This window comes from Nocardia sp. NPDC058497 (assembly GCF_042720195.1).
GTDB lineage: Bacteria > Actinomycetota > Actinomycetes > Mycobacteriales > Mycobacteriaceae > Nocardia.
In genome coordinates this window covers 1-20,139 of the sequence record NZ_JBHXMY010000045.1, presented here as the reverse complement: position 1 = coordinate 20,139, position 20,139 = coordinate 1, and the positions used below count along the sequence as shown (strand labels likewise).

17 protein-coding genes are annotated in these 20,139 nt (G+C 70.3%); 7 read left to right on the top strand and 10 right to left on the bottom strand.

The window, feature by feature from the left end; genetic code table 11:
- The coding region (locus tag ACFWPJ_RS05655) for a helicase-associated domain-containing protein (RefSeq protein ID WP_378847586.1) at window positions 1-868 on the bottom strand (868 nt) is incomplete at its 3' end.
- Between the two features lie 374 nt (window positions 869-1,242).
- Here ACFWPJ_RS05655 and ACFWPJ_RS05650 point away from each other — a divergent pair.
- Together ACFWPJ_RS05650 and ACFWPJ_RS05645 are read left to right on the top strand one after the other, a co-directional pair.
- Window positions 1,243-1,839 carry a LysE family translocator gene (locus ACFWPJ_RS05650; RefSeq protein WP_373291742.1) on the top strand — a complete coding sequence of 199 codons (597 nt, stop codon included), beginning with the start codon at window positions 1,243-1,245 and terminating at the stop codon, window positions 1,837-1,839.
- Window positions 1,840-2,061: 222 nt separating this feature from the next.
- Window positions 2,062-2,724, top strand: a complete 663-nt coding sequence (locus ACFWPJ_RS05645; protein ID WP_378847585.1) for a trimeric intracellular cation channel family protein — start codon at window positions 2,062-2,064, stop codon at window positions 2,722-2,724.
- A gap of 208 nt (window positions 2,725-2,932) precedes the next feature.
- Here the strand turns inward: ACFWPJ_RS05645 and ACFWPJ_RS05640 are convergent, their stop codons facing one another.
- On the bottom strand, window positions 2,933-4,111 hold the full coding sequence (locus tag ACFWPJ_RS05640; RefSeq protein WP_378847583.1) for a pyridoxal phosphate-dependent aminotransferase: 1,179 nt from the start codon (window positions 4,109-4,111) through the stop codon (window positions 2,933-2,935).
- 174 nt (window positions 4,112-4,285) lie between these two features.
- On the opposite strand from ACFWPJ_RS05640, the gene ACFWPJ_RS05635 reads away from it, so the two are divergent.
- On the top strand, window positions 4,286-4,501 hold the full coding sequence (locus ACFWPJ_RS05635; protein WP_378847580.1) for a hypothetical protein: 216 nt from the start codon (window positions 4,286-4,288) through the stop codon (window positions 4,499-4,501).
- 50 nt (window positions 4,502-4,551) lie between these two features.
- Here ACFWPJ_RS05635 and sigJ read toward each other — a convergent pair whose 3' ends face one another.
- On the bottom strand, window positions 4,552-5,445 hold the full coding sequence (gene sigJ, locus ACFWPJ_RS05630) for an RNA polymerase sigma factor SigJ (protein WP_378847577.1): 894 nt from the start codon (window positions 5,443-5,445) through the stop codon (window positions 4,552-4,554).
- Between the two features lie 66 nt (window positions 5,446-5,511).
- Between sigJ and ACFWPJ_RS05625 the strand changes: the two genes are divergently transcribed.
- A complete protein-coding gene (locus tag ACFWPJ_RS05625; RefSeq protein WP_378847574.1) occupies window positions 5,512-6,090 on the top strand; it encodes a GNAT family N-acetyltransferase in 579 nt (192 codons plus the stop codon).
- A 198-nt stretch (window positions 6,091-6,288) separates the two neighbouring features.
- On the opposite strand, the gene hrpB is transcribed toward ACFWPJ_RS05625, so the two are convergent.
- The 4 genes from hrpB to ACFWPJ_RS05605 form a co-directional block, all read right to left on the bottom strand.
- Window positions 6,289-8,799 (bottom strand): ATP-dependent helicase HrpB, encoded by a 2,511-nt coding sequence (gene hrpB / locus ACFWPJ_RS05620; RefSeq protein WP_378847572.1) that lies wholly within the window; start codon window positions 8,797-8,799, stop codon window positions 6,289-6,291.
- Between the two features lie 91 nt (window positions 8,800-8,890).
- Window positions 8,891-9,316: a type II toxin-antitoxin system VapC family toxin gene (locus ACFWPJ_RS05615; RefSeq protein ID WP_378847570.1), complete on the bottom strand. Its 426-nt coding sequence runs from the start codon at window positions 9,314-9,316 to the stop codon at window positions 8,891-8,893.
- Complete coding sequence (locus tag ACFWPJ_RS05610; protein ID WP_378847569.1) at window positions 9,304-9,528, bottom strand: CopG family transcriptional regulator; 225 nt, start codon at window positions 9,526-9,528, stop codon at window positions 9,304-9,306. Before ACFWPJ_RS05610 ends, ACFWPJ_RS05615 begins: the two co-directional genes overlap by 13 nt.
- 116 nt (window positions 9,529-9,644) lie before the next feature.
- The gene (locus ACFWPJ_RS05605; protein WP_378847566.1) at window positions 9,645-10,733 is read right to left on the bottom strand and encodes a 3-deoxy-7-phosphoheptulonate synthase; all 1,089 of its coding nucleotides are present in this window, start codon (window positions 10,731-10,733) and stop codon (window positions 9,645-9,647) included.
- A gap of 315 nt (window positions 10,734-11,048) precedes the next feature.
- Between ACFWPJ_RS05605 and ACFWPJ_RS05600 the strand changes: the two genes are divergently transcribed.
- On the top strand, window positions 11,049-11,864 hold the full coding sequence (locus ACFWPJ_RS05600; RefSeq protein ID WP_378847564.1) for an NAD(P)H-binding protein: 816 nt from the start codon (window positions 11,049-11,051) through the stop codon (window positions 11,862-11,864).
- Window positions 11,865-11,971: 107 nt separating this feature from the next.
- Here the strand turns inward: ACFWPJ_RS05600 and ACFWPJ_RS05595 are convergent, their stop codons facing one another.
- Window positions 11,972-12,442, bottom strand: coding sequence for a carboxymuconolactone decarboxylase family protein (locus ACFWPJ_RS05595; protein ID WP_378847561.1), 471 nt, complete (start codon window positions 12,440-12,442; stop codon window positions 11,972-11,974).
- 446 nt (window positions 12,443-12,888) lie between these two features.
- Here ACFWPJ_RS05595 and ACFWPJ_RS05590 point away from each other — a divergent pair, with 446 nt between their 5' ends.
- Window positions 12,889-13,404: a hypothetical protein gene (locus ACFWPJ_RS05590; RefSeq protein WP_378847558.1), complete on the top strand. Its 516-nt coding sequence runs from the start codon at window positions 12,889-12,891 to the stop codon at window positions 13,402-13,404.
- Between the two features lie 11 nt (window positions 13,405-13,415).
- Here the strand turns inward: ACFWPJ_RS05590 and ACFWPJ_RS05585 are convergent, their stop codons facing one another.
- Together ACFWPJ_RS05585 and ACFWPJ_RS05580 are read right to left on the bottom strand one after the other, a co-directional pair.
- Window positions 13,416-14,279, bottom strand: a complete 864-nt coding sequence (locus tag ACFWPJ_RS05585) for an oxidoreductase (protein ID WP_378847555.1) — start codon at window positions 14,277-14,279, stop codon at window positions 13,416-13,418.
- 78 nt (window positions 14,280-14,357) lie between these two features.
- Window positions 14,358-18,149, bottom strand: a complete 3,792-nt coding sequence (locus ACFWPJ_RS05580) for an amino acid adenylation domain-containing protein (RefSeq protein ID WP_378847553.1) — start codon at window positions 18,147-18,149, stop codon at window positions 14,358-14,360.
- 318 nt (window positions 18,150-18,467) lie between these two features.
- Here ACFWPJ_RS05580 and ACFWPJ_RS05575 point away from each other — a divergent pair, with 318 nt between their 5' ends.
- Entirely contained in the window at window positions 18,468-20,087 is a 1,620-nt protein-coding gene (locus ACFWPJ_RS05575; protein ID WP_378847552.1) for a (2,3-dihydroxybenzoyl)adenylate synthase, read from the top strand.
- Window positions 20,088-20,139 lie beyond the last annotated feature (52 nt).

Genomic DNA, 20,139 nt, shown 5'->3' with positions numbered 1-20,139 from the left:
GGAACAGCTCGAGGTGCTTGTACTCGCCCTTGGTCTTGCGGGTGATCACCTGATACGTGGCGATCGTGACCGGGCGGATCTCCTTGCGCTCACCGGAGTACTCGCCGATCTCGTCCTCGGTCAGCGTGGTGCGCGCCAGCAGTTCGCGGCGCCACTGCCTGCCCGCGACGGTATTGGTGACCAGGATCAATGTGGTCGCCTTGGCCTTGGCCATGGCGGCGGCGCCGACCATCGTCTTGCCCGCGCCACACGGCAGCACGACGACGCCCGAGCCACCCGCCCAGAACGAGTCGGCGGCCATCTCCTGGTAGTCGCGCAGGTGCCACTTGGCGTCGGTGTAGTCCAGGCCGATGTCGTGCGCCTCGCCGTCGACGTAGCCGGCCAGGTCCTCGGCGGGCCAGCCGATCTTCAACAGCATCTGCTTGATGTGGCCGCGCTCGGACGGATGCACGATCACTGTGTCGTCATCGATGCGCGCACCGAGCATCGGCGCGATCTTCTTGTGCCGCAGCACTTCCTCGAGCACCGCGCGATCCAGGCTCACCAGGCACAGGCCGTGCGCGGGATGCTTGACCAGCTGCAACCTGCCGTAGCGGCCCATCGTGTCGACGATGTCGACCAGCAACGGCTGCGGCACCGCGTACCGCGAGAAGCTCACCAGCGCGTCCACGACCTGCTCGGCATCGTGACCGGCCGCGCGGGCATTCCACAGCGCCAGCGGCGTGATCCGGTAGGTGTGCACGTGCTCGGGCGCACGCTCCAGCTCCGCGAACGGCGCGATGGCCTGCCGCGCGTTGCCCGCCAGCTCGTGCTCGACTTCGAGCAGCAGGGTCTTGTCGCTCTGCACGATCAATGGACCGTCGGTCACAGTGCTCCTCGGCGGCCGGGGCCGCGGTTTCGTGGCCTCATGACCCTCGACTCAGCACTCGACACTCGCGCCTGCGGCGCGTGCGCTTCGACTGCTGGGGCGAGGGGCAGCCCCGAACGGGCTCGTCAGCCCTGTGCGGGGTGCGTTCGGCCGGGATGTTTCTCCAGTGGGTGCCGACGCGATGGGCGCTTCGGCAGCCTGTGTCGATTGTACGGACCGGGACCGACACGGCCTGGGCCGATTCGCCTCGCCCGCGCGATGGCCGAGGTCCAGCGGGCCTCGACTGGACCGCGACAAGGCCTAGCTGACCAGGTCAGACTCGATGCGTGCTTCAGACAACAGCGGTTCTCGGGGTTGCGGCGGCGGCGCTCGGCATGGTGCTGACGCCGGGGCCGAACATGATGTATCTCGTGTCACGGACGGTGTCGCAGGGACGGCGGGCGGGGATGATCTCGCTGGCCGGGGTCGCGGCGGGGTTCGGGGTGTATCTGCTGGCCGCCGCGGCGGGCATCACGGCGGTGTTCGCGGTGGTTCCCGGGCTGTACGTGGGGATCAAGCTGGCCGGGGCCTGCTATCTGCTGTGGCTGGCCTGGCAGGCGGTGCGGCCGGGCGGGGTGTCGGTGTTCGCGCCCGCCGAGCTGCCGGTGGATCCGGCGCGACGGCTGTTCACCATGGGGTTCGTGACCAATCTGCTCAATCCGAAGATCGCGATCATGTACATGGCGCTGATCCCGCAGTTCGTCGATCCGGAGCGCGGGACGCTGTGGTTGCAGAGCCTGTCGCTCGGTGCGGTGCAGATCACGGTCGCGCTCACCGTCAACGCGCTGATCGTGCTCGGCGCGGCCGGCCTGGCCGCCTTCCTCACCGCGCGACCGCTCTGGCTGCGCACCCAGCGGTACCTGATGGGGACCGCGCTCGGCACCATCGCGGTGCTGCTGGCCACCGACAAGGCGCGGCCCGCACCGGCCTGAGCCGCCCTCACTCGAAGATCGGCAGGTACGCGCCGTCAGCACCGCGAGACGCCGACGACGAACTCCGGGCCGCCCGATCGGGACGTGACGATATTCGAGCGGATCGAGCCGCTTCCCGCGTGTGTGCTCTCTGCCCGCTGCGCGGCACGGTGAGGCCGGGTGGTCGCCGGTGCACTCCTGCGTGTCACGCTGCTGGGTGGATCAGGCGAGAAGGAGTGAGCGGTGAGCGTTGGGGTGCTGGTGGCGGAGCTGGATTCCGCGGTGACCGCGGTGCATCACGGCGGCGAGCTGCTCGGGGTGATCTCGTTCGCAGCGTCCGGCGCGCTGGTCGCCGCCCGCAAGCGGCTCGACCTGTTCGGGATGGCGGTCCTGGCCTGCGCGACCGCGCTCGGCGGCGGCATCGTGCGCGACCTGCTGATCGGGCGCACACCACCCGAGGCATTCACCGACCTCACCTACCTGTCCGCGTCCCTGCTGACGGCCTTCGTCCTGTACTTCATCGCGCCCTCGCCCCGGCTCACCAAAGGTCCGCTGGAGATCGCCGACGCCATCGGGCTCGGCCTGTTCTGCGTCACCGGAACCGTGATCGCCGACTCCGCGGGCCTGGGCGCACCCACCGCCGCGCTGCTCGGCATGACGACCGCCATCGGCGGCGGCGTCCTGCGCGACGTGCTCAGCGGCGAGGTGCCGCGCGTCCTGCGCCCCGATCAGGACCTCTACGCCATCCCCGCCCTGTTCGGCGCGGCCACCACCGCCACCCTGCTGCACTTCGACCTGTACCGGGCGTGGACCGGGCTACTCGCCGCCGCCGGGGCGATCGGCTTCCGCCTGCTGGCCCGCCACTACCAGTGGCACGCACCGCTAGCTCGCCACGCGCGCGACTGAGCCGCTCGCCGCGGGGACCGTCGGCTTCCGCCCGCTGGCCCGCCACTACCAGGTGGCACGCACCGCCAGCTCGCCACGCGCGCCGCTGAGTGCTCGCCGCGGCGGGAACCGTCGGCTTCCGCCTATCGGCCCGTCAACCAGCGGCACGCGCAGCTGGCTCGCCCTGCGCGTGACTGAGCCGATCTGCTTACCCAGACTCGGCAGTCCGTCAGCGCACCGCCATGCCCGCGCGCAGGCGGCGCACGCCCTCGTCGATGGTCTCGTCGCGCTTGCTGAAGGTGAAGCGCACCAGGTGTTTCCATTCGTCGGGGTGGTCGGTGAAGACGCTCACCGGCACCGCGACGACGCCGAGACGCGCGGGCAGTTCGCGGCAGAAAGCCAGTCCGTCCCGCGCGCCGAGCGGACGGATATCGGCGCAGACGAAGTAGCCGCCCGCACTGGTCGCGACGCCGAAACCGGTGTCGCGCAGTGCGGCCGAGAGGCGCAGTCGCTTGTCGGACAATCCGTCACGCATGGCGTGCACCCAGTCGAGCTCCGCGTTGATCGCGTGCGCGACCGCGGGCTGGAACGGCCCGCCGCCGACGAAGGTGAGGAACTGCTTGGCCGCGAGCACGCCGTCGAGCAGCGGCGCGGGCGCGCACACCCAGCCGATCTTCCAGCCGGTCACATTGAAAGTCTTTGCCGCGCTGGACACCACGATGGTTCGCTCGCGCATGCCGGGCAGGGTGGAGATGCTGATGTGCTCGGCATCGTCGTAGACGAGATGCTCGTACACCTCGTCCGCCAGTACCAGCAGATCGTGTTCGCGGGCCAGCTCGGCGATGGCGGTGAGGTCGGCGCGATCGAGGACGGCGCCGGTCGGGTTGTGCGGTGAATTGATCACCAGCATGCGGGTTTTCGGGGTGATCGCGGCGCGCAGGCTGTCCAGGTCGAGCACGAACCGATCGCCGTCGGCGACCAGCCGCGCGGTCCGCCGCTGCGCACCGGCCAGCGCGACCGAGGCGGCGTAGGAGTCGTAGTACGGCTCGATGAGCGCCACCTCCTGGCCCGGCTCCACCAGCCCCAGCACAGCGGCGCTGATCGCCTCGGTGGCGCCGACGGTGACCAGCACCTCGGTGGCCGGGTCGTAGACGGTGCCGTAGCGGCGGGCGCGGTCGTCGGCGATCGCCTGGCGTAGCACCGGCATGCCGCGCCCCGGCGGGTACTGGTTGAGCCCGTCGGCGATGGCGGCCCTGGCGACCTCGAGCATGCCCGCGGGCCCGTCGGTGTCCGGAAATCCCTGCCCCAGATTCACCGCGTCATGACGGACGGCCAGTTCGGTCATCTCGGCGAAGATGGTCGGTCCGAACGGGCGCAAACGGGTGACTGTGGGCGGCGCAGACGACATCTCCGCAGCGTATCCCACTTTTCGCGCACGTTGCCGACCGATAGCGAACACGTATGTTTCACAAACGTTTTGCGGGGTTGACCTGCGCTATTGTGCGATCACCCAGGCTGAGCTAGCCTCGCCGTGTTCTACCTCACACACCACTGCGTGGTGGTATATCGAAAGGGGCTCCCTATGGCCTCACCTCTGCTCGATTTCATCGCCGGACCGGCTGCGTCGGAGGTTGCCGGCTCCGCTCTGCGATTCATCCACGACCATCTGATGGGCAGCCCGATCGTGGACTACTTCACCGGCTCGGCGACCCCGGACAACAACATGGGTTCCTCGACCGGCGACCACAACCTCGGCTCGTCGACCGGCAACCACCAGTGGGGGTCGACCTACCCGTAGACACTCGCAGCATCGGACCGGATCGCGCGGGTCCGGTCCGATGCGAGGGGTCAGCGTAGCCGCGCGCCCGACAGCTTCATCACATTGGCGAAATCGTAAGCAGCCCAGACTTTTCCGTCGCGTACCGAGAATCCGAGGACGCGCACCGGCCGCCCGAACGGCGAGTTCGGATCGGTGAGCACGAGGCCCGATTGCCCGTTCACGGCGGCGAATCCCATGTCCAGCCCCGGTTCTTCCAGGTGCTTGCGCCACAGGCCGAGCGCCAGGCGCGCGATCTTCTCCGCTCCCGCCACCACATTCAGCGCGGTCTTGGTCGTTCCGCCCGCATCGGCGACGAAGGTCGCGTCCGGATGCAGGGTGGCCGCCACCGCGACGACATCGCCGGTCGCCAACGCGGCGAGAAACTTGTGGACCGCCTGATCGTGCACGTCGTCGGGGACCGGTTCCGGCGCCTTCGCCGCCGCCTTGCGCGCCCGGACCGCCAATTGCCGTGCGGCATCGGCGGATACGCCCAGTATCTCGGCGATCTCGTCGAACGGCACGTCGAGGCTGTCGTGCAGGACCAGTGCCACGCGCTGCTGCGGTGTCAGCGCGTCGAGGACCACCATCGCCGCCATCCGGCTGTCCTGATTGCGGACCACCACATCCAACGGATCGGGGGTGCGCGACGGCGTGGTGACGATCGGCTCCGGAAGCCATTGCCCCACATAGCTTTCCCGGCGCACCGCAGCACTGCGCAGATGATCGAGGCAGATCCGGCTGACCACCGTCGTCAGCCACGCCCGCAGATCGTCGATTTCGGACTGGTGCACCCCTGCCATCCGCAGCCAGCTCTCCTGCACCGCGTCCTCGGCGTCGCCGACGCTTCCGGTGAGCCGGTAGGCGACCGAAAGCAGGTGCGCTCGATGCGATTCGAACAGGTCGGCGAGAAGCGGGGAAACCATCGTCGATGATCCTACGGACCGGAAAACCTGCTGAGAAACCGGGCGTCGACCTGTCAGGATGACACGATGTACGAGCACACGCTCACCGACGGCACGGTCTGGCTCACCCGCCCGGCCGGCGCCGACATCGACCGCATCACCGAGTGCTGCCAGGACCCCGAGGTGGGCCACTGGACGACGATTCCCGTCCCGTACAGCCGCTCGGACGCCGAGCAATTCCTCGACCTGATCGTCGCACCCGGCTGGGTGGGCAACGCGCCCGTCTGGGCGATCCGCACCGCCGCGGACGGGCAGGTCGAAGGCATGATCGGCCTGCACACCCGCAGTCCCGGCGTCTGCGAGGTCGGCTTCTGGCTCACCGCCGACCACCGCGGCCGCGGCCTGATGTCGCGCGCCATCGCCCTGGTCTGCGCCTTCGGCTTCGCCCCCGACGGCCTGGCCCTGGCCCGCATCACCTGGCGCGCCATGGTCGGCAACCACCCCTCCGCCGCCACCGTCCGCCGCAACGGCTTCCACTACGAGGGCACCGCCCGCCTAGGCGGCATCCAACGCGGCACCCGCGTCGACGAATGGCACGCGGCCCGCCTCTCCACCGACCCACCCGGCCCGGCCGACACCTGGCCCCCGAACATCGCCCCCCGCTGAGCTATCTCGGTCCAGCGCGACACCCCGAAACCGGACATCTGTTCCTCACGAGCGGGCGGTCGCCGGGGTTCGAGTGCCGCTCCGCGGATCGTGAACCAAGATCACCACGCTCTGGTGGCGGTCACTCTCGGGCGATACTGACACCAGAGCGTGGTGATCGACCGTCCAACTGGGCGACGTCGGCTCGGCGAGGGTGGGTCAGCGGTTTTGGGCGTTGCGGCGGGTGGTGCCGCGGTGGGCGGTGATCGTCGTCGGGTCTTCTGGCCAGGCGTGTTTGGGGTAGCGGCCGCGGAGGTCGGCGCGGACTTGGGGCCAGCCGTTTTTCCAGAAGCTGGGGAGGTCGGCGGTGACGGCGACCGGGCGCTGGGCCGGGGAGAGCAGGTGCAGCAGGATTGGGGAGCGGCCGTCGGCGAGGGTCGGCGGGTCGGTCCAGCCGAAGATCTCCTGGACCTTCACGGCCAGGACGGGCGGTTCGGCACTGTAGTCGAGGCGGACTCGGCTGCCGGAGGGGACTTCGAGGCGTTCCGGTGCGAGGTCGTCGAGGCGGGCGGCCTCCGGCCATGGGAGCAGGCGGCGCAGGGCGGTGCCCGCATCGATGCGGGCGAGGTCGGAGCGGCGGCGGGCGGTGCCGAGTTCGGGGCCGAGCCAGTGATCGAGGTCGGCCAGGAGGGTGTCGTCGTCGACGGCGGGCCATGGGGCGCCGAGTGTGCGGTGCAAGAAGCCGAGACGCTGCCGTAAGTTGCGGGCGTCGTCGGTCCAGCGCAGGAGATCGAGTCCCTCGGACCGCAGGCCCTCGCGCACGGCCTGCTCCAGCAACCACGTATCCGGTTCGCGCAGAACCCTTTCCGACAGAACGATCGCCCCGAGCCGTTCCACCCGCCGGGCAACCACGTCACCCGACTCCCAATGAACCTCCTCGGCCCGCATCACCAACCCGGGCGCCGCCTCCCGGGCGAGATCCTCATCAGCGATGGCAGCCAACCGAATTCGCCCCTCGGCCCGCCCCGGATCGCGATCAGCCACCGCCACCGCGAGCCACTCCGCCGCCCCAAGACCAGACCCCGGCGGCAAAGTCACCGCCGTACCCCCAGCCATGAGGTACGAAGACCCGTTCGCCCGCCGCCGAGCTAGCCGCTCCGGATGCGCCAGAGCGATCATGAGCGCGGCGACATCCGCAGGTTGCCCCACCGATCCGGCGCTCGCAACTCCATACGGGTCGGTCGTGGCGACCAGTTTGGTCAGGCGCTGCACTTCCTTTGTCCAGCGGGGTGGGCGTTCGGCGCGCAGGGCGCGGAGGGCGGCGGCCGCGTCGACGCCTGGGGCCAGGGAGTCGTCGTCCATGAGCACCACCATTTCGGCGGCGGCGCGCGCACCGACGTGGGCGGCGCCGTCGAGGAGGGCGCGGGCTAGGCGGGGGTGTAGGCCGAGGGCGGACATGGCGCGGCCGCGTGGGGTGATGCGGTCGGTGTTGTCGAGCGCGCCGAGGGCGCGTAGGACGGCGCGGCCTGCGGCTAGGCCGCCTTCGGGTGGGGCGTCCCACCAGGCGAGGCCGGTGCCGTCGGGGGTGCCCCAGCAGGCCAATTCCAGTGCTAGGCGGGTGAGTTCGGCAGTACGGATCTCGGGTTCGGGGTAGGCGGGGAGGGTTTGGTGCTCGTACTCCGGCCAGCAGCGCCAGGCGGAACCGGGTGCTTCGCGGCCCGCGCGGCCCGCGCGCTGTTCGGCCACCGCCGACGAAACCCGTACCGTGGCAAGGCCGGACAGCCCGCACCGATGATCGATGCGTGGCACCCGCGCCAAACCGGAGTCGACGACAGCGCGCACCCCTGGCACCGTGAGGCTGGATTCGGCTACCGCCGTGGACAATACGACGCGGCGCCGCGATCCCGGCCGCAGCGCGGTGTCCTGGGCGGAGCCACCGAGCCGCCCGTGCAGCGGCACCACATCGACATCCAGATCGCGCAGCAGTCCGGCCGTCCGATTGATCTCGCCGACGCCGGGCAGGAACACCAGCACGTCCCCGCCGGTCTCCGCCAGCGCAGCCCGCGTAGCCCGCGCGACCTGCGCCTCGACCCGTTCGCGAGGCAACGCGGATAGGTAGCGGACATCCACCGGATAGGTCCGCCCACGCACTTCGAGCACCGGCGCGGACATCGAACCCCCGCCCGGGGAGTCCATCGGCGCCTGCTCGCCCGCGCCCAGAAGCTGCGCCAAGCGATCCGCCGCCACCGTCGCCGAGGTCGCGAGCACCCGCAGGTCCGGCCGCAATCCCGACCTGGCGTCGAGCAACAGCGCCAGCAGCAGGTCGGCGTCCAAATGCCGCTCGTGGCACTCGTCGAGGACAACGGTGCCGACCCCGGCCAGCTCCGGGTCATTCTGCAACCGCCGCACCATCAACCCCGATGTCACCACCTCGATCCGTGTCCTCGGCCCGACCTCCCGGTCCCCGCGCACGGAATACCCGACGGTCTGCCCCACCTTCTCCCCGAGCAACGCCGCCATCCGCGACGCCGCCGCCCGCGCCGCCAACCGCCGCGGCTCGGCTACGACGACCCGCGCCTCGGTCCCAGCAGCCAATGCCAACGGAACCAGCGTCGTCTTACCCGTCCCCGGCGGCGCGACCAGCACCGAGACCCCGCGATCGGCCAGCGTCTCGACGATCTCCCCCAGCACGGGCCGCACCGGCAGATCAGGCAGTTCAGGCAGCTTCATCACCCACCAGTCTGCCGACCCGAAACCACTGGACCGCACCCACCCGGTCGACGCCCGCCCCACACGACCCATCTCGATGAGGGGACGGCCATCAGGGCAGCAGCTGAAAGGCCTCGACGTGCTTGGGCCGCACGGCGCCGAAGTGCCGGCGATCCACCGTCGCGATCTCGGTGATGCCCAGCCTTTCCGCAGTGGCTACCACCGATGCATCCGCCGTACCCAGTGGCCAGTCACGGTACCGTGCAACAAGTTCCGCGATCCGCAGCCAATCGGCGGGACGCACTGGCTCTACTTCGAACAGCCCCTCGGCGAAGTCGCCGAGAAAACGCACCTCGGCTTCGGTGCCCAGCCGAGTCGCGATGAGGTACGCCGCCTCCGTGATGACCAGTGTCGGCACGACGAGTGGGCCACGGTGGTTTTGGAGCAGATCCAAGCAGGCCCGGTGATGGGCATCGTCAGCGTCGACGTAGGCGTAGAGCGGTCCCGCGTCGATCAGCAGCCGCGTTATCGGTCCCACTCCCCGCGCAGAATCTCCTCGATCCGCTCGGAAATATCCGAGCGCCCACTCCGGCCCGCGCCTGCCGCGCCGAACCGGCGAACACCGTGCCCCGGCAGATGCTCCGCCAGGGCTTCCCTCGTCCACTCCGACACGGTCATGTCACGTCGCGCAGCCTCGTGCCGAATGCGACTGTCGAGGTCGTCGGGCAGTTTGATGGTAGTGCGCTTCATGGTATGCCAGCATACCCTCGGCGTAGATCCGCGGCTAGTATCCCGCGCAGATCACGGGTCCGGTGCGGTTGAGCCGGGTGGCCCCGGAGGGTTCCGGGGCCATACAGCGAAAGAACTCAGCCGCGACGGGATTCGACGGCGGCGGCGAGCCGGTCGAGCTGGGCCGCGGTGACGTTCCAGTCGATGCACGCGTCGGTGATGGACTGGCCGTAGGTGAGCTCGTCGGCCTTGCCGAGGGTCAGGTCCTGGCGACCGGCGACGAGGAACGACTCCAGCATCACGCCGACCACACCCTGCTCACCGGCGGCGAGCCGCTCGGCGATATCGGTGACGACGTCGACCTGCCGGTTGTGGTCCTTGTTGCTGTTGCCGTGGCTGGCGTCGACCACCACGCGCTGGGCCAGCGAGGACTTCTCCAGCCGCAGCTTGGCCTCGGCGACCGAGGCGGCGTCGTAGTTGGTGCCATTGCTGCCACCGCGCAGGATGACGTGACAATCCGGGTTACCGGTGGTGCGGATCAGCGCGGAGCGCCCGTCGAGGTCGGTGCCGGGGAAGACGTGGCTGGCCGCGGCGGCGCGCACACCGTCGACGGCGACCTGCACGTCACCGTCGGTGCCGTTCTTGATGCCGACCGGCATGGACAGCGCGCTCGAGAGCTGCCGGTGCACCTGGCTGGCCGCGGTGCGGGCGCCGATCGCGCCGTAGGAGACCAGGTCGGCGATGTACTGCGGGGTGATCGGGTCGAGGAACTCACACGCGACGGGCAGGCCGAGCGCGGTGATGTCGACGAGCACCTTGCGGCCGATGCCCAGGCCGGTGTTGACGTCGAACGAGCCGTCCAGGTGCGGATCGTTGATCAGGCCCTTCCAGCCCAGCGTCGTGCGCGGCTTCTCGAAGTACACGCGCATCACCACGTGCAGCCGGTCGCTCAGCTCCTCGGCCTTGGCGGCCAGCTTGCGGGCGTAGTCCAGCGCGGCGGCCGGGTCGTGCACCGAGCACGGGCCGACGATCACCATGAGGCGGTCGTCGTCGCCGTTGAGCACGTCGACGGTGGCTTTGCGGCCGGCGCGAACGGTGTCGGCGAGCTCGTCGGTGATGGGGTGGACGGTGCGGACCTCGGCGGGCGAGCGCAGGGGGCTCACGCTGAGGGTGCGCTGGTCATCCAGATCTGAATGCCGCGAGTCGACATCGGCTGCGGTGGTCATGTGTGGGTTTCCTATCTTCGAGGCCGACCCACGGACTTTCGCGAACCCGTCGAGCCGGTCAGTGTCCGGCTCGGGGGTGGAGGAGGTCAGCGCGCAGGGTCGCAGACCGGCCCACCCAGGGCCGGCTCGCTAAACCAGAAATATGCGCGCTGCATGCCGTGGACTGTACCACCGGTAAAACGTCGCCGGTCAGGGCTAGGTTGCCCGGAGTGTGGACCATCACACCGCCGCGGCGGCGAAACAGCAGGCCCGCAACCCTTGACCTCTACCTTGCTCGAGCTTTTAGCGTTGGTAGTCGACGAAGGGAAATCGACTGTGACAACACTGGTTACGGGCGCAACCGGAAACACCGGCCGCCAGGTGGTACGCGAACTCGTCGGCCGCGGCGAGAAGGTCAAGGCGGTCACGCGCGATGCCGCCGCCGCACGCACTGTGCTCGGTCCGGAGGTGGAGCTGGTCACCGGCACCCACACCGTGCCGTCCACGCTCGACGATGCCTGGCACGGTGTGGACCGTCTGCATGTGACGGTGACCGCTGGGCTCGGGCCGGAACTGATCGGCAGGGCTGTCGAGGCGGGAGTGCGCCGCATCACCGTCGTCTGGGGCGGCGGGGTCGGCCCGGTCGAGCAGGCGATCGCCGAGTCCGGGGTGGAATGGACGCGGCTGGAGCCACAGGAATTCATGTCGAACACGCTCACCTGGCTCGAGCCGATCCTGGCCGACGGCGTGGTGCGCGAGCCCTACGACCACCCGAGCGCGGTGGTCCACGAGGCCGATATCGGCGCGGTCGCGGCCGTGGCGCTGCTCGAGGACGGTCACCACGGCCGCGCCTACAACCTGACCGGACCCGCGGCGATCACCCCGCACGAGCGGATCGCGATCCTGGCAGAGGCGGCGGGCAGACCCATCGAGTTCGCCAGGATCACCCATCAACAGGCGGTCGATCGGCTCATGGCGACCGGCGTCTCGAAGGCCGACGCGGACTATGTGATCGGCTGGTACGCCGAGTCGAGCCCGGAGTCGTACACAGTCGACCCGACCGTGGAGCAGGTGCTCGGCCGCCCGGCGCGCACCTTCTCGCAGTGGGCGGCCGAACACGGGCATCGGTTCGCCCAGCCACACCGCACGTAGTCGCCTTTGCCTGGCAGCGGGACCGAGCCGGGTCGTTCAGCCCCACCGACCCGGCACATAGTCGCCGATCGACGGCTGAGCCGGGCGGTGGGACCGGGCCTGGTTGTTCAGCCCCACTGACCCGGCACGTAGTCGCCGGCGGGGGTGCGGGCGATGGCGTTCATCCGGTTCCAGGCGTTGATCATCGCGATGGCGGCGATCAGCGCGCCGGTCTGGTCGTCGTCGAAGTGCTTACGCACCCGCTCCCAGGTGTCGTCGGAGACGTGGCCGCCGTCGGCGACGCGGGTCGCTTCCTCGGTCAGCGCGAGGGCGGCCCGCTCGGCCTCGGTGAAGACGGTGGCCTCGTGCCAGGCGGCGACCAGGTTCAGCCGCGTCACGGACTCGCCCGCGTGCACGGCGTCCTTGAAGTGCATGTCGGTGCAGTAGCTACAGCCGTTGATCTGCGAGGCCCGCAGCTTCACCAGCTCATAGGTCGCCTTGTCCAGCGTCGAGTCGTCGATCACCTTGCTCGCCATGGTCAGTCGCTTGGCGAAGCTCGCCGCGACGGGGTTGGCGTAGAGGTTGAAGCGCGGTTCCATGGTGGCTCCTTCGTCGTGCTGTGGGGTTCTACAGAGAGGACGAGGGAGCCACCCGTGGTGTGACACCACCCGAATGTGATGCCGGTCACCAGGCTTTAGATCAGGCCGCAGAGCTTTTCGGAGAGCTCCCACAGCTCGGAGGCGACCGCTGACCAAACGGGAGCGGCAGGTGGCCGACCTCGTCGCATGATCGGCTGAGGCTGGACAACGCCGAATCGCCGCGGGGCAGGGACCACACGGGTACGTGGGGACCCAAAAACAGGTAGTTCTCCGGTGGTCCGGTGATGCCGGCGACGCGGACACTTGGTCCTGCCCAGAACCCCAGGACATCGAGGTTAGAGATGCGTGAATCCGTAATCGGCCGCCGTCGTGTCGGCCACCTTGCAGTGGTGCCAGTCGAGGCCGGGTGGTCAGGTCCTCGCTCGCTGGAATGGGAGGAGCGGCTCGTGCCGCAGCCACCGACCCTTCGCGAGACGTTGGAGTGCTGCCCGACGGTGCCGGGACATGAAGCGGAAGCACTGCGGATGGTGAGCACGCTGTTCCTGTCCAGGATCGTGGCGGGGCTGCCGCCTGGCGCCGGACTCCGCGGCGTGCTCGATCGCCGGCCGATCGCCCACCGGGTGGCTGTGCTGTGCGTCGACAGTGTGCTGGCCGGATACGAGGGCGACCTCACGGCCGCGGAAGCACTGGTGGACGAGGCCGGTCACGCGGCGGCACACTTCGGTGACCCCACCCTGGCCGCGCTCGTGGCCGAGACCACCGGGTACCTGGCCGTGTTCGACGACGACCCGCGCGGCGCGGCGTACTGCTTCGAGGACTCACTCACCTCGTGCCGGGCCTGCGGGGGCGCGCCCCCGATCTCCACCCTGCTGGGAGCGGCATTGGTGCACCGTCTGCTCGGTGACGAGCTGAGGTCTCATGCCCGCCGCGAGGAGGCACTCGCGATCATCGCGGCGGGCTAGACAGCTCCACTTCAGATCAGGCCGCAGAGTTTCTCGGAGAGCTCCCACAGCTCGGAGGCCACCGCGCGGTCTTTCGACGCGCCGGTGCTACCGCAGCGGGCCGGGTAGCCGCGCAGGCCGAGCAGTCCGTCGGGGCCGTAGAAGGCGCCGGGCACGATATCGGCGGTAGCCGCGAAAAGGGTCGGCAGCGCGCCCTGCTCGGCGCTCTGCGCGAGGGTGCGGTTGCCGAGCGACATGATCGCGTCCTGGACCGACTCGGTGTGCGACATGAGTTCGGTGGCCGCGTAGCCGGGGTGCGCGGCCACCGAGACCACCGCCGAGCCCTCACCGGCGAGCCTGCGCTGCAGTTCGTAGGCGAACATCAGGTTGGCCAGCTTGGACTGGCCGTAGGCGAGCCAGCGGTCGTAGCGGCGGCGCTCCCAGTTGGGGTCGTCCAGGTCGATCCGGCCGATGCGGTGCGCGCCGCTGGAGACGGTGACCACGCGATCGGTGATCCGGTCCAGCAGCAGGTTGGTGAGCGCGAAGTGACCGAGATGGTTTGTGCCGAACTGCATTTCGAAGCCGTCGGCGGTGCGGTGCAGCGGCAGCGCCATCACGCCCGCGTTGTTGATCAGCACGTCGACGCGCTCGATCGAGTCGGTGCAGGCGCGCACCGAGTTCAGGTTCGCCAGGTCGAGCTCGCGGACCTCGGTCGCACCCGGCATGCTCGCCGCGACCCGCTCCGCCTTGCCCGTATCTCGACAGGCCAGGATCACCTTGGCGCCCGCGGCGGACAGCGCCCGCGCGGTGGCGGCGCCTAATCCACTGTTGGCTCCGGTGACGATGATGGTGCGGCCGGTCTGGTCGGGCAGGTTCGCGGTAGTCCACTTACTCACTGGCGAAAGTCTACTGCGACCTGCGAAAATCGCGAATCGGCAAGAGCCGGTGCGTGGTTCGCACCGGCTCGGAGGCCGTCAGGACTGCGCGAGGATCTCCTCGTCGGTCATCGCGGCGACCTCGAGGTACATCGCGGCAACCGCCTCGAGCCTGCCCGTGGTGCCCGCCTCGGACTCCCGCTCCAGCATGCGCGCGGCCAGGCCGGCGATGCTGCGGGCGGTGAACAGGTCGGCGACTACGGTGTCGGGCGCGTCGAGCCATTCGCGGATGCGGGCGACGGCCGTGGTGGCCAGCACCGAGTCGCCGCCGAGGGCGAAGAAGTCGTCGGTGACGCCGATCCGCTCGGTCGCGAGGACCTCGCCGACCACCGCGGCGAGCGCACGCTCGAGGTCGGTCCGTGGCGCGACGAATTCCGTTGCCGTCTCGCTCTTTTCGAGCACCGCGCGGACGGCCTTGCGGTCCGGCTTGGCGTTCGAGGTGAGCGGGAGCTCGGCGAGCAGTTCGAGCCGGGTCGGGACCATGTAGGCGGGCACCAGCTCGGCGGTGGCGGCGAGCACGGACTCGATGTCGAGGACGGTGTCCGGGGTGGCGACGATCGCGGCGACCAGCTTCGGCGCGGCCGAGCCGACCACGGCGGCCACCGCGTGCCGGATGCCGGGGACCGCGCGCAGGGCGCTCTCCACCTCGCCGAGCTCCACCCGGTAGCCCCGGATCTTGACCTGGTGATCGGCGCGGCCGAGGAACTCCAGGCCGCCGTCGGGCAGGTAGCGGGCCAGGTCGCCGGTGCGGTACCAGCGCAGACCCTCGTGGGTGACGAACCGGTCGGCGGTGCGCTCCGGATCGGCGCGGTACCCGGCGGCCACGCCGTCACCACCGATCCACAGCTCACCGGTGACCCAGTCGGGGCAGTCGGTGCCGGCGGGCCCGACGACGCGGCACCGCACATTGCGCAGCGGGGTGCCGTAGGGCACCGCGCTCCACTCGGCGGGGACCTCGGCGCCGACGACCTCGCAGATGGTGGAGTGGATCGCGGTCTCGGTCGCGCCGCCGAGACCGGCGAACCGGCACTCCGGGGCGACCGCGGCCAGGCGGGCGGGCAGGGCGACGTCGACCCAGTCGCCGCCGAGGATCACCGTGCGCAGCGACGGCAGCTGCTCGCCCGCCGCTGCCGTCAGCAGCATGTCGAGCAGGCTGGGGACGCAGTTCAGCATCGAAACCCGGTGGCGGCGAATCAGTTCCACCCACCGGGCCGGGTCGCCGCGCTGGGCGTCGTCGACGGCGACCACCGCGCCACCTGCGGCGAGCAGGCCGAAGATGTCGTAGACGGAGAGGTCGAACTCCAGGGCCGACAGGGCCAGTGCCCGGTCCTCTGCGCCGAGGTCGAAGCGCTCGTTCAGGTCGTCGATGGTGTTCATCGCGGCGCGATGCGGCACCTCGACGCCCTTGGGTTTGCCGGTGGAGCCGGAGGTGAACAGCACGTAGGCGAAGTTCTCGGGATCACCGAAGACGGGGCGCGCCAACGGTTCCTGATGCGTGCGCGCCTCGGCCAGGTCGATCGCCCGCGCGTCGGGAATCTGCGCACCACCGACGGTGAGCACGGCGACCGCGTCTGCGGTGCGCAGGATCTCCGCGCGCCGGGCGGCGGGCTGATCGAAGCCGATCGGCACATACACCGCACCGGCCGCGAGCACGCCGAGCACCGCGAGCACCTGATCAGGCCCCTTCGGCAACTGCACGGCCACCGAATCACCCTGTGCCACACCGGCTTCACGCAGCGCACCGGCGACAGCCAGCGCGTCGGCAGCCAGCTCGCCGTAGGTCAGTTGCCCGGCGGGCTCCCAGAGCACCGCAGGCGCCGACGGATTCGTGGCAGCGTTCGCGAAGAACCCGGTGTGCAGCAGTCCCCCGCTCACCGGTCCCGCCGTAGCGTTGACCCTCGCGCGAGTTGCGGCTTGCTCCACCGGAATACGCACGCCGGCCTCGGCCTGCCACCCGGCGCTGCCGATCACGGCGCTCGACGCCACCCGGCCACTCTGCTCGCCGGACGTCGCCGAGGACACGGCCCCACCCATAGCCGCCTGGGCACCACCGTGCGCATCAGCAATCGCCGCTTCGGCTCCACCCAGCGAATCGGTGAGTGCGGAACTCTGGCCGCCCAGCCGCTCGATCGCATCGATGTAGCGGGTGAACATGGTCTCGACCATGCCTGCGGGGAAGGCGGATTCGCGGATGTCCCAGTTGAGGAGGAGGCCGCCGCGGACCTCGGTGATCTGGGCGTCTAGGAGGACCTGGGGGCCCTGGGAGATGATCCAGACCGGGTCGCCGAAGGTGTCGGTGACGGTGTCGGCGAACAGTTCGCCCAGGTTGAGGGCGCTGGTGTAGACGATGGGGGCGAGTACCGGTTCGCCGCGGTGGCGGCCCAGGTCGCGCAGGACCTCGAGGCCGGAGTAGGCCGAGTGCGCGCCGGCTTCGTGCAGGCGCTGCTGGAGGGCGCGGGCGCGGGCGGCGACGGTGGCGGGCTCGGTGACGTCGACCTCGAGCAGGACCGAGGAGGTGAAGTCGCCGACGACGCCGTCGACCTGCGGGTGCACCGGCTCGCGGTGGAACAGCGGCAGGTTCAGCAGGAACCGGCGCTGCGCCGACCAGCCGCCGATGGTCTCGGCGAATACCGAGGCCAGCGCCATCGCCGGGGTGATGCCGCGGGCGTGCGCGGCGTCGAACACCTGCGCCTTGGCCTGCGGGGAGAGCCAGCGGTGCAGGCGGATCGTGCGGCTGGGATCCGAGATCTGCTGAGCCTGTGGCAGTTCCGGCGAACCGGGCAGCTCGGGCAGGCGTTCCTGCCACCAGGCGCGGTCGCGGGCGTGCTCGTCGCCGGTGCCCGCGGGGTGCTCGGCCAGGTACTGGCGGAAGGTGTAGTCCTGCGGCGGCAGCTGTTCACCGTGGTAGAGGCGGGCCAGGTCGGTGATGAGGATGCGGTAGCTCATCGCGTCGGCGGCGAGCATGTCGACATCGAGGTGCAGGCGGGTGCGGCCGTCGGCGAGCCTGGTCAGCGCGATATCGATCACCTGACCGTCCTGCACCGCCATCCGCTGATGGGTACGCGCGCTCCGCAGCTCCTCGAGCCGCTGCTCGGCATCCCCGGCGGACGCCTCGCGCAGGTCGGTCACGCTGTACACCGCGCGGCCGGGCCGGTCGAGGGTCTGCTGGGTGCCGTCGGGCAGGAACCGGGTCCGCAGCATGGGATGCCGGACGAGCAGCTGCTCCACCGCGCGCTCGAGCCGCTCGGGATCGACATCGGCACCGTCGAATTCGACGTAGAGGTGCGCCGCGACACCGCCGAGCTCCTGGGCATCGGACCGGCCGATCCAGTACGCGTGCTGCATGGGGGCAAGAGCGAACGGCGTGCCGTCATCGGGCACGATCACGGATTCGCTTGCCGCCGAACCGAAGCCGACGTCCACCGGCTGCCCGTCGGTAGACAGGCCACCCGCCGCGGAGACGTCGTCACCGACCGCGGACGTCGCCGCTACGTCACCGGCGGATGAGCTGTCGCGGGCAGTGACATCGGCGGCCGAAGCGGTCGCGCTCGGCGCTTCGGGGGCGCTCGCCGCGAGGTCGTCGGGATCGGCGCCGTTGAGTAGGGCGAACCAGGCGTCGACCGTCGGGTGGGCGGCGAGCAGGGCGAAGTTGACGGCGATGCCGCGCTTGCGCCAGCCGCCTGCCAGCTTCATCGTGCGGATCGAGTCGAGGCCGAGCTGGATGAGGTCGGTGGCGTCGGCGATGTCTGAGGGGGCGAGGTCGAGGTGGCGGGCGATCGCGGCGCGGATCTCGGCGCGGTCGATCACGACGCCTGCGGGTGCTGTATCCATCTGCCGGTTCACTCCTTGCTCGCCGCCCGAGGCCGGACGGATTTCGGTACTGCCCGGCGGCAGCCTACTTCATTGAGATAGGGTTGCCTAACCTATGCAAGGTTAGCCTGCGACGCGGGCACCGAGCTACCGGGCTCCCAGCTCGCATCGATCCCGGATCGACCAGCGGGAAGGCCGAGAACGCGCACGCCGATCGACCTGCGGGGCGGCCGGGACCGGGCGAGAAACACGCCCGGAAGCACGGCCCGCCCCGATCGACTCGCGGGACGGCCAGGACAGAAACATGCGGCGCGAGCCGCCAGAGCAGCGAGGCAGAACGTGACGTCGACATCGGCAGCGGCAGACCACCGCGAGGGCTACGTCCCCTTCCCCGAGCAGGCCGCCCAGGACTACCGCGCGGCCGGCTACTGGGCCGGACGCACACTCGGCGACCTGCTCCGCGACTCCGCCCGCACCCAGCTGCAGCGTCCCGCTGTCCGCACCGACGGCGGCACCCAGACCTACGCCGAACTCGACGCGGCCGCCGACCGGATGGCGCACGGCCTGCTCGCCCTCGGCATCAACCCCGGCGACCGGGTGATCGTGCAGCTGCCGAACATCCCCGAGTTCGCCACCGCCCTGTTCGGCCTGCTGCGGGCCGGCATCATCCCGGTGCTCACCCTCCCCGCGCACCGCCGCGCCGAGATCGAGCACCTCGCCGCACTCTCCGGCGCCGTGGCCTACCTGATCCCCGACACCCTCGGCGATTTCGACTACCGCGAGCTCGCCACCACGGTGCGGCAGGCGGTTCCCTCCCTGCGCCACGTGCTGGTCGCGGGCGATCCGGGTGACTTCATCGCGCTGGATTCGATTGTCCGCGAAGGCGATTCACTGCCCGAGGTCGATCCGTCCGAGATCGCGCTGATGCTGGTCTCCGGCGGCACCACCGGCCTGCCGAAGCTGATCGCCCGCACCCACGACGACTACGCCTACAACGCCACCGCCAGCGCCCAGGTCTGCGAGCTCACCCCCGACGACGTCTACCTCGCGACACTGCCCGCCGCCCACAACTTCCCGCTCGCGTGCCCCGGCATCCTCGGCACCATCGCCACCGGCGGCGCGATCGCCTTCACCCTCGACCCGAGCCCCGAGGCCGCCTTCGCCGCGATCGAGAAGCACGGGGTGACCGTCACCGCCGTCGTCCCGCCGCTGGCCCAATTGTGGAGCGCCGCGGTGGAATGGGAGGACGCCGACCTGAGCTCGCTGCGCCTGCTCCAGGTCGGCGGCGCCCGCCTGGCCGAGGTCAACGCCCGCGAGGTGGAACCGGCACTGCACTGCCGCCTCCAGCAGGTGTTCGGCATGGCCGAGGGCCTGCTCAACTACACCCGCCTCGACGATGACGACGAGCTGGTCTGCACCACGCAGGGCCGCCCGCTCTCCCCCGCCGACGAGCTCCGTGTCGTCGACGCCGACGGCAACGATGTCGCACCCGGCGAGGAGGGCGAGCTGCTCACCCGCGGTCCCTACACCCTGCGCGGGTATTACCGTGCGCCCGAACACAATGCGCGCGCCTTCACCCCCGACGGCTACTACCGCAGCGGCGACCTGGTGCGGCAGCTGCCCACCGGGCACCTGGTGGTCAGCGGCCGGATCAAGGACGTGATCAACCGCGGCGGCGAGAACATCTCCTGCGACGAACTCGAGGAGCACCTGCTCGCACACCCCGCCGTGCGGCACGCCGCGGCGGTCGGCCTCCCGGACGCCTCGCTCGGCGAAAAGGCCTGTGTCGTCCTGGTCGTCACCGGTGAGCTGCCCAGCCTCGGCGAGATCAAGACCTTCCTCACCGAGCGCGGCCTGGCCACCTACAAGCTGCCCGACGTTGTCCGGCAAGCGGATTCGCTCCCGATCACCGCCGTCGGCAAGATCGACAAGAAGGCCCTGCGCGCTGATTTCGCATGAACATGGGTAACTCACCGGGAACGCCCGGCCCGGGGGGGGGCGCGCGAAGCTC

What these genes read in the sequence shown, in the direction of transcription:
- ACFWPJ_RS05650 (WP_373291742.1), top strand. Translation starts at nt 1,243, where the DNA reads ATGGTGCTGACGCCGGGGCCGAACATGATGTATCTCGTGTCACGGACG.
- ACFWPJ_RS05640 (WP_378847583.1), bottom strand. Translation starts at nt 4,111, where the DNA reads ATGTCGTCTGCGCCGCCCACAGTCACCCGTTTGCGCCCGTTCGGACCG.
- ACFWPJ_RS05635 (WP_378847580.1), top strand. Translation starts at nt 4,286, where the DNA reads ATGGCCTCACCTCTGCTCGATTTCATCGCCGGACCGGCTGCGTCGGAG.
- sigJ (WP_378847577.1), bottom strand. Translation starts at nt 5,445, where the DNA reads ATGGTTTCCCCGCTTCTCGCCGACCTGTTCGAATCGCATCGAGCGCAC.
- ACFWPJ_RS05625 (WP_378847574.1), top strand. Translation starts at nt 5,512, where the DNA reads ATGTACGAGCACACGCTCACCGACGGCACGGTCTGGCTCACCCGCCCG.
- hrpB (WP_378847572.1), bottom strand. Translation starts at nt 8,799, where the DNA reads ATGAAGCTGCCTGAACTGCCTGATCTGCCGGTGCGGCCCGTGCTGGGG.
- ACFWPJ_RS05610 (WP_378847569.1), bottom strand. Translation starts at nt 9,528, where the DNA reads ATGAAGCGCACTACCATCAAACTGCCCGACGACCTCGACAGTCGCATT.
- ACFWPJ_RS05605 (WP_378847566.1), bottom strand. Translation starts at nt 10,733, where the DNA reads ATGACCACCGCAGCCGATGTCGACTCGCGGCATTCAGATCTGGATGAC.
- ACFWPJ_RS05595 (WP_378847561.1), bottom strand. Translation starts at nt 12,442, where the DNA reads ATGGAACCGCGCTTCAACCTCTACGCCAACCCCGTCGCGGCGAGCTTC.
- ACFWPJ_RS05580 (WP_378847553.1), bottom strand. Translation starts at nt 18,149, where the DNA reads ATGGATACAGCACCCGCAGGCGTCGTGATCGACCGCGCCGAGATCCGC.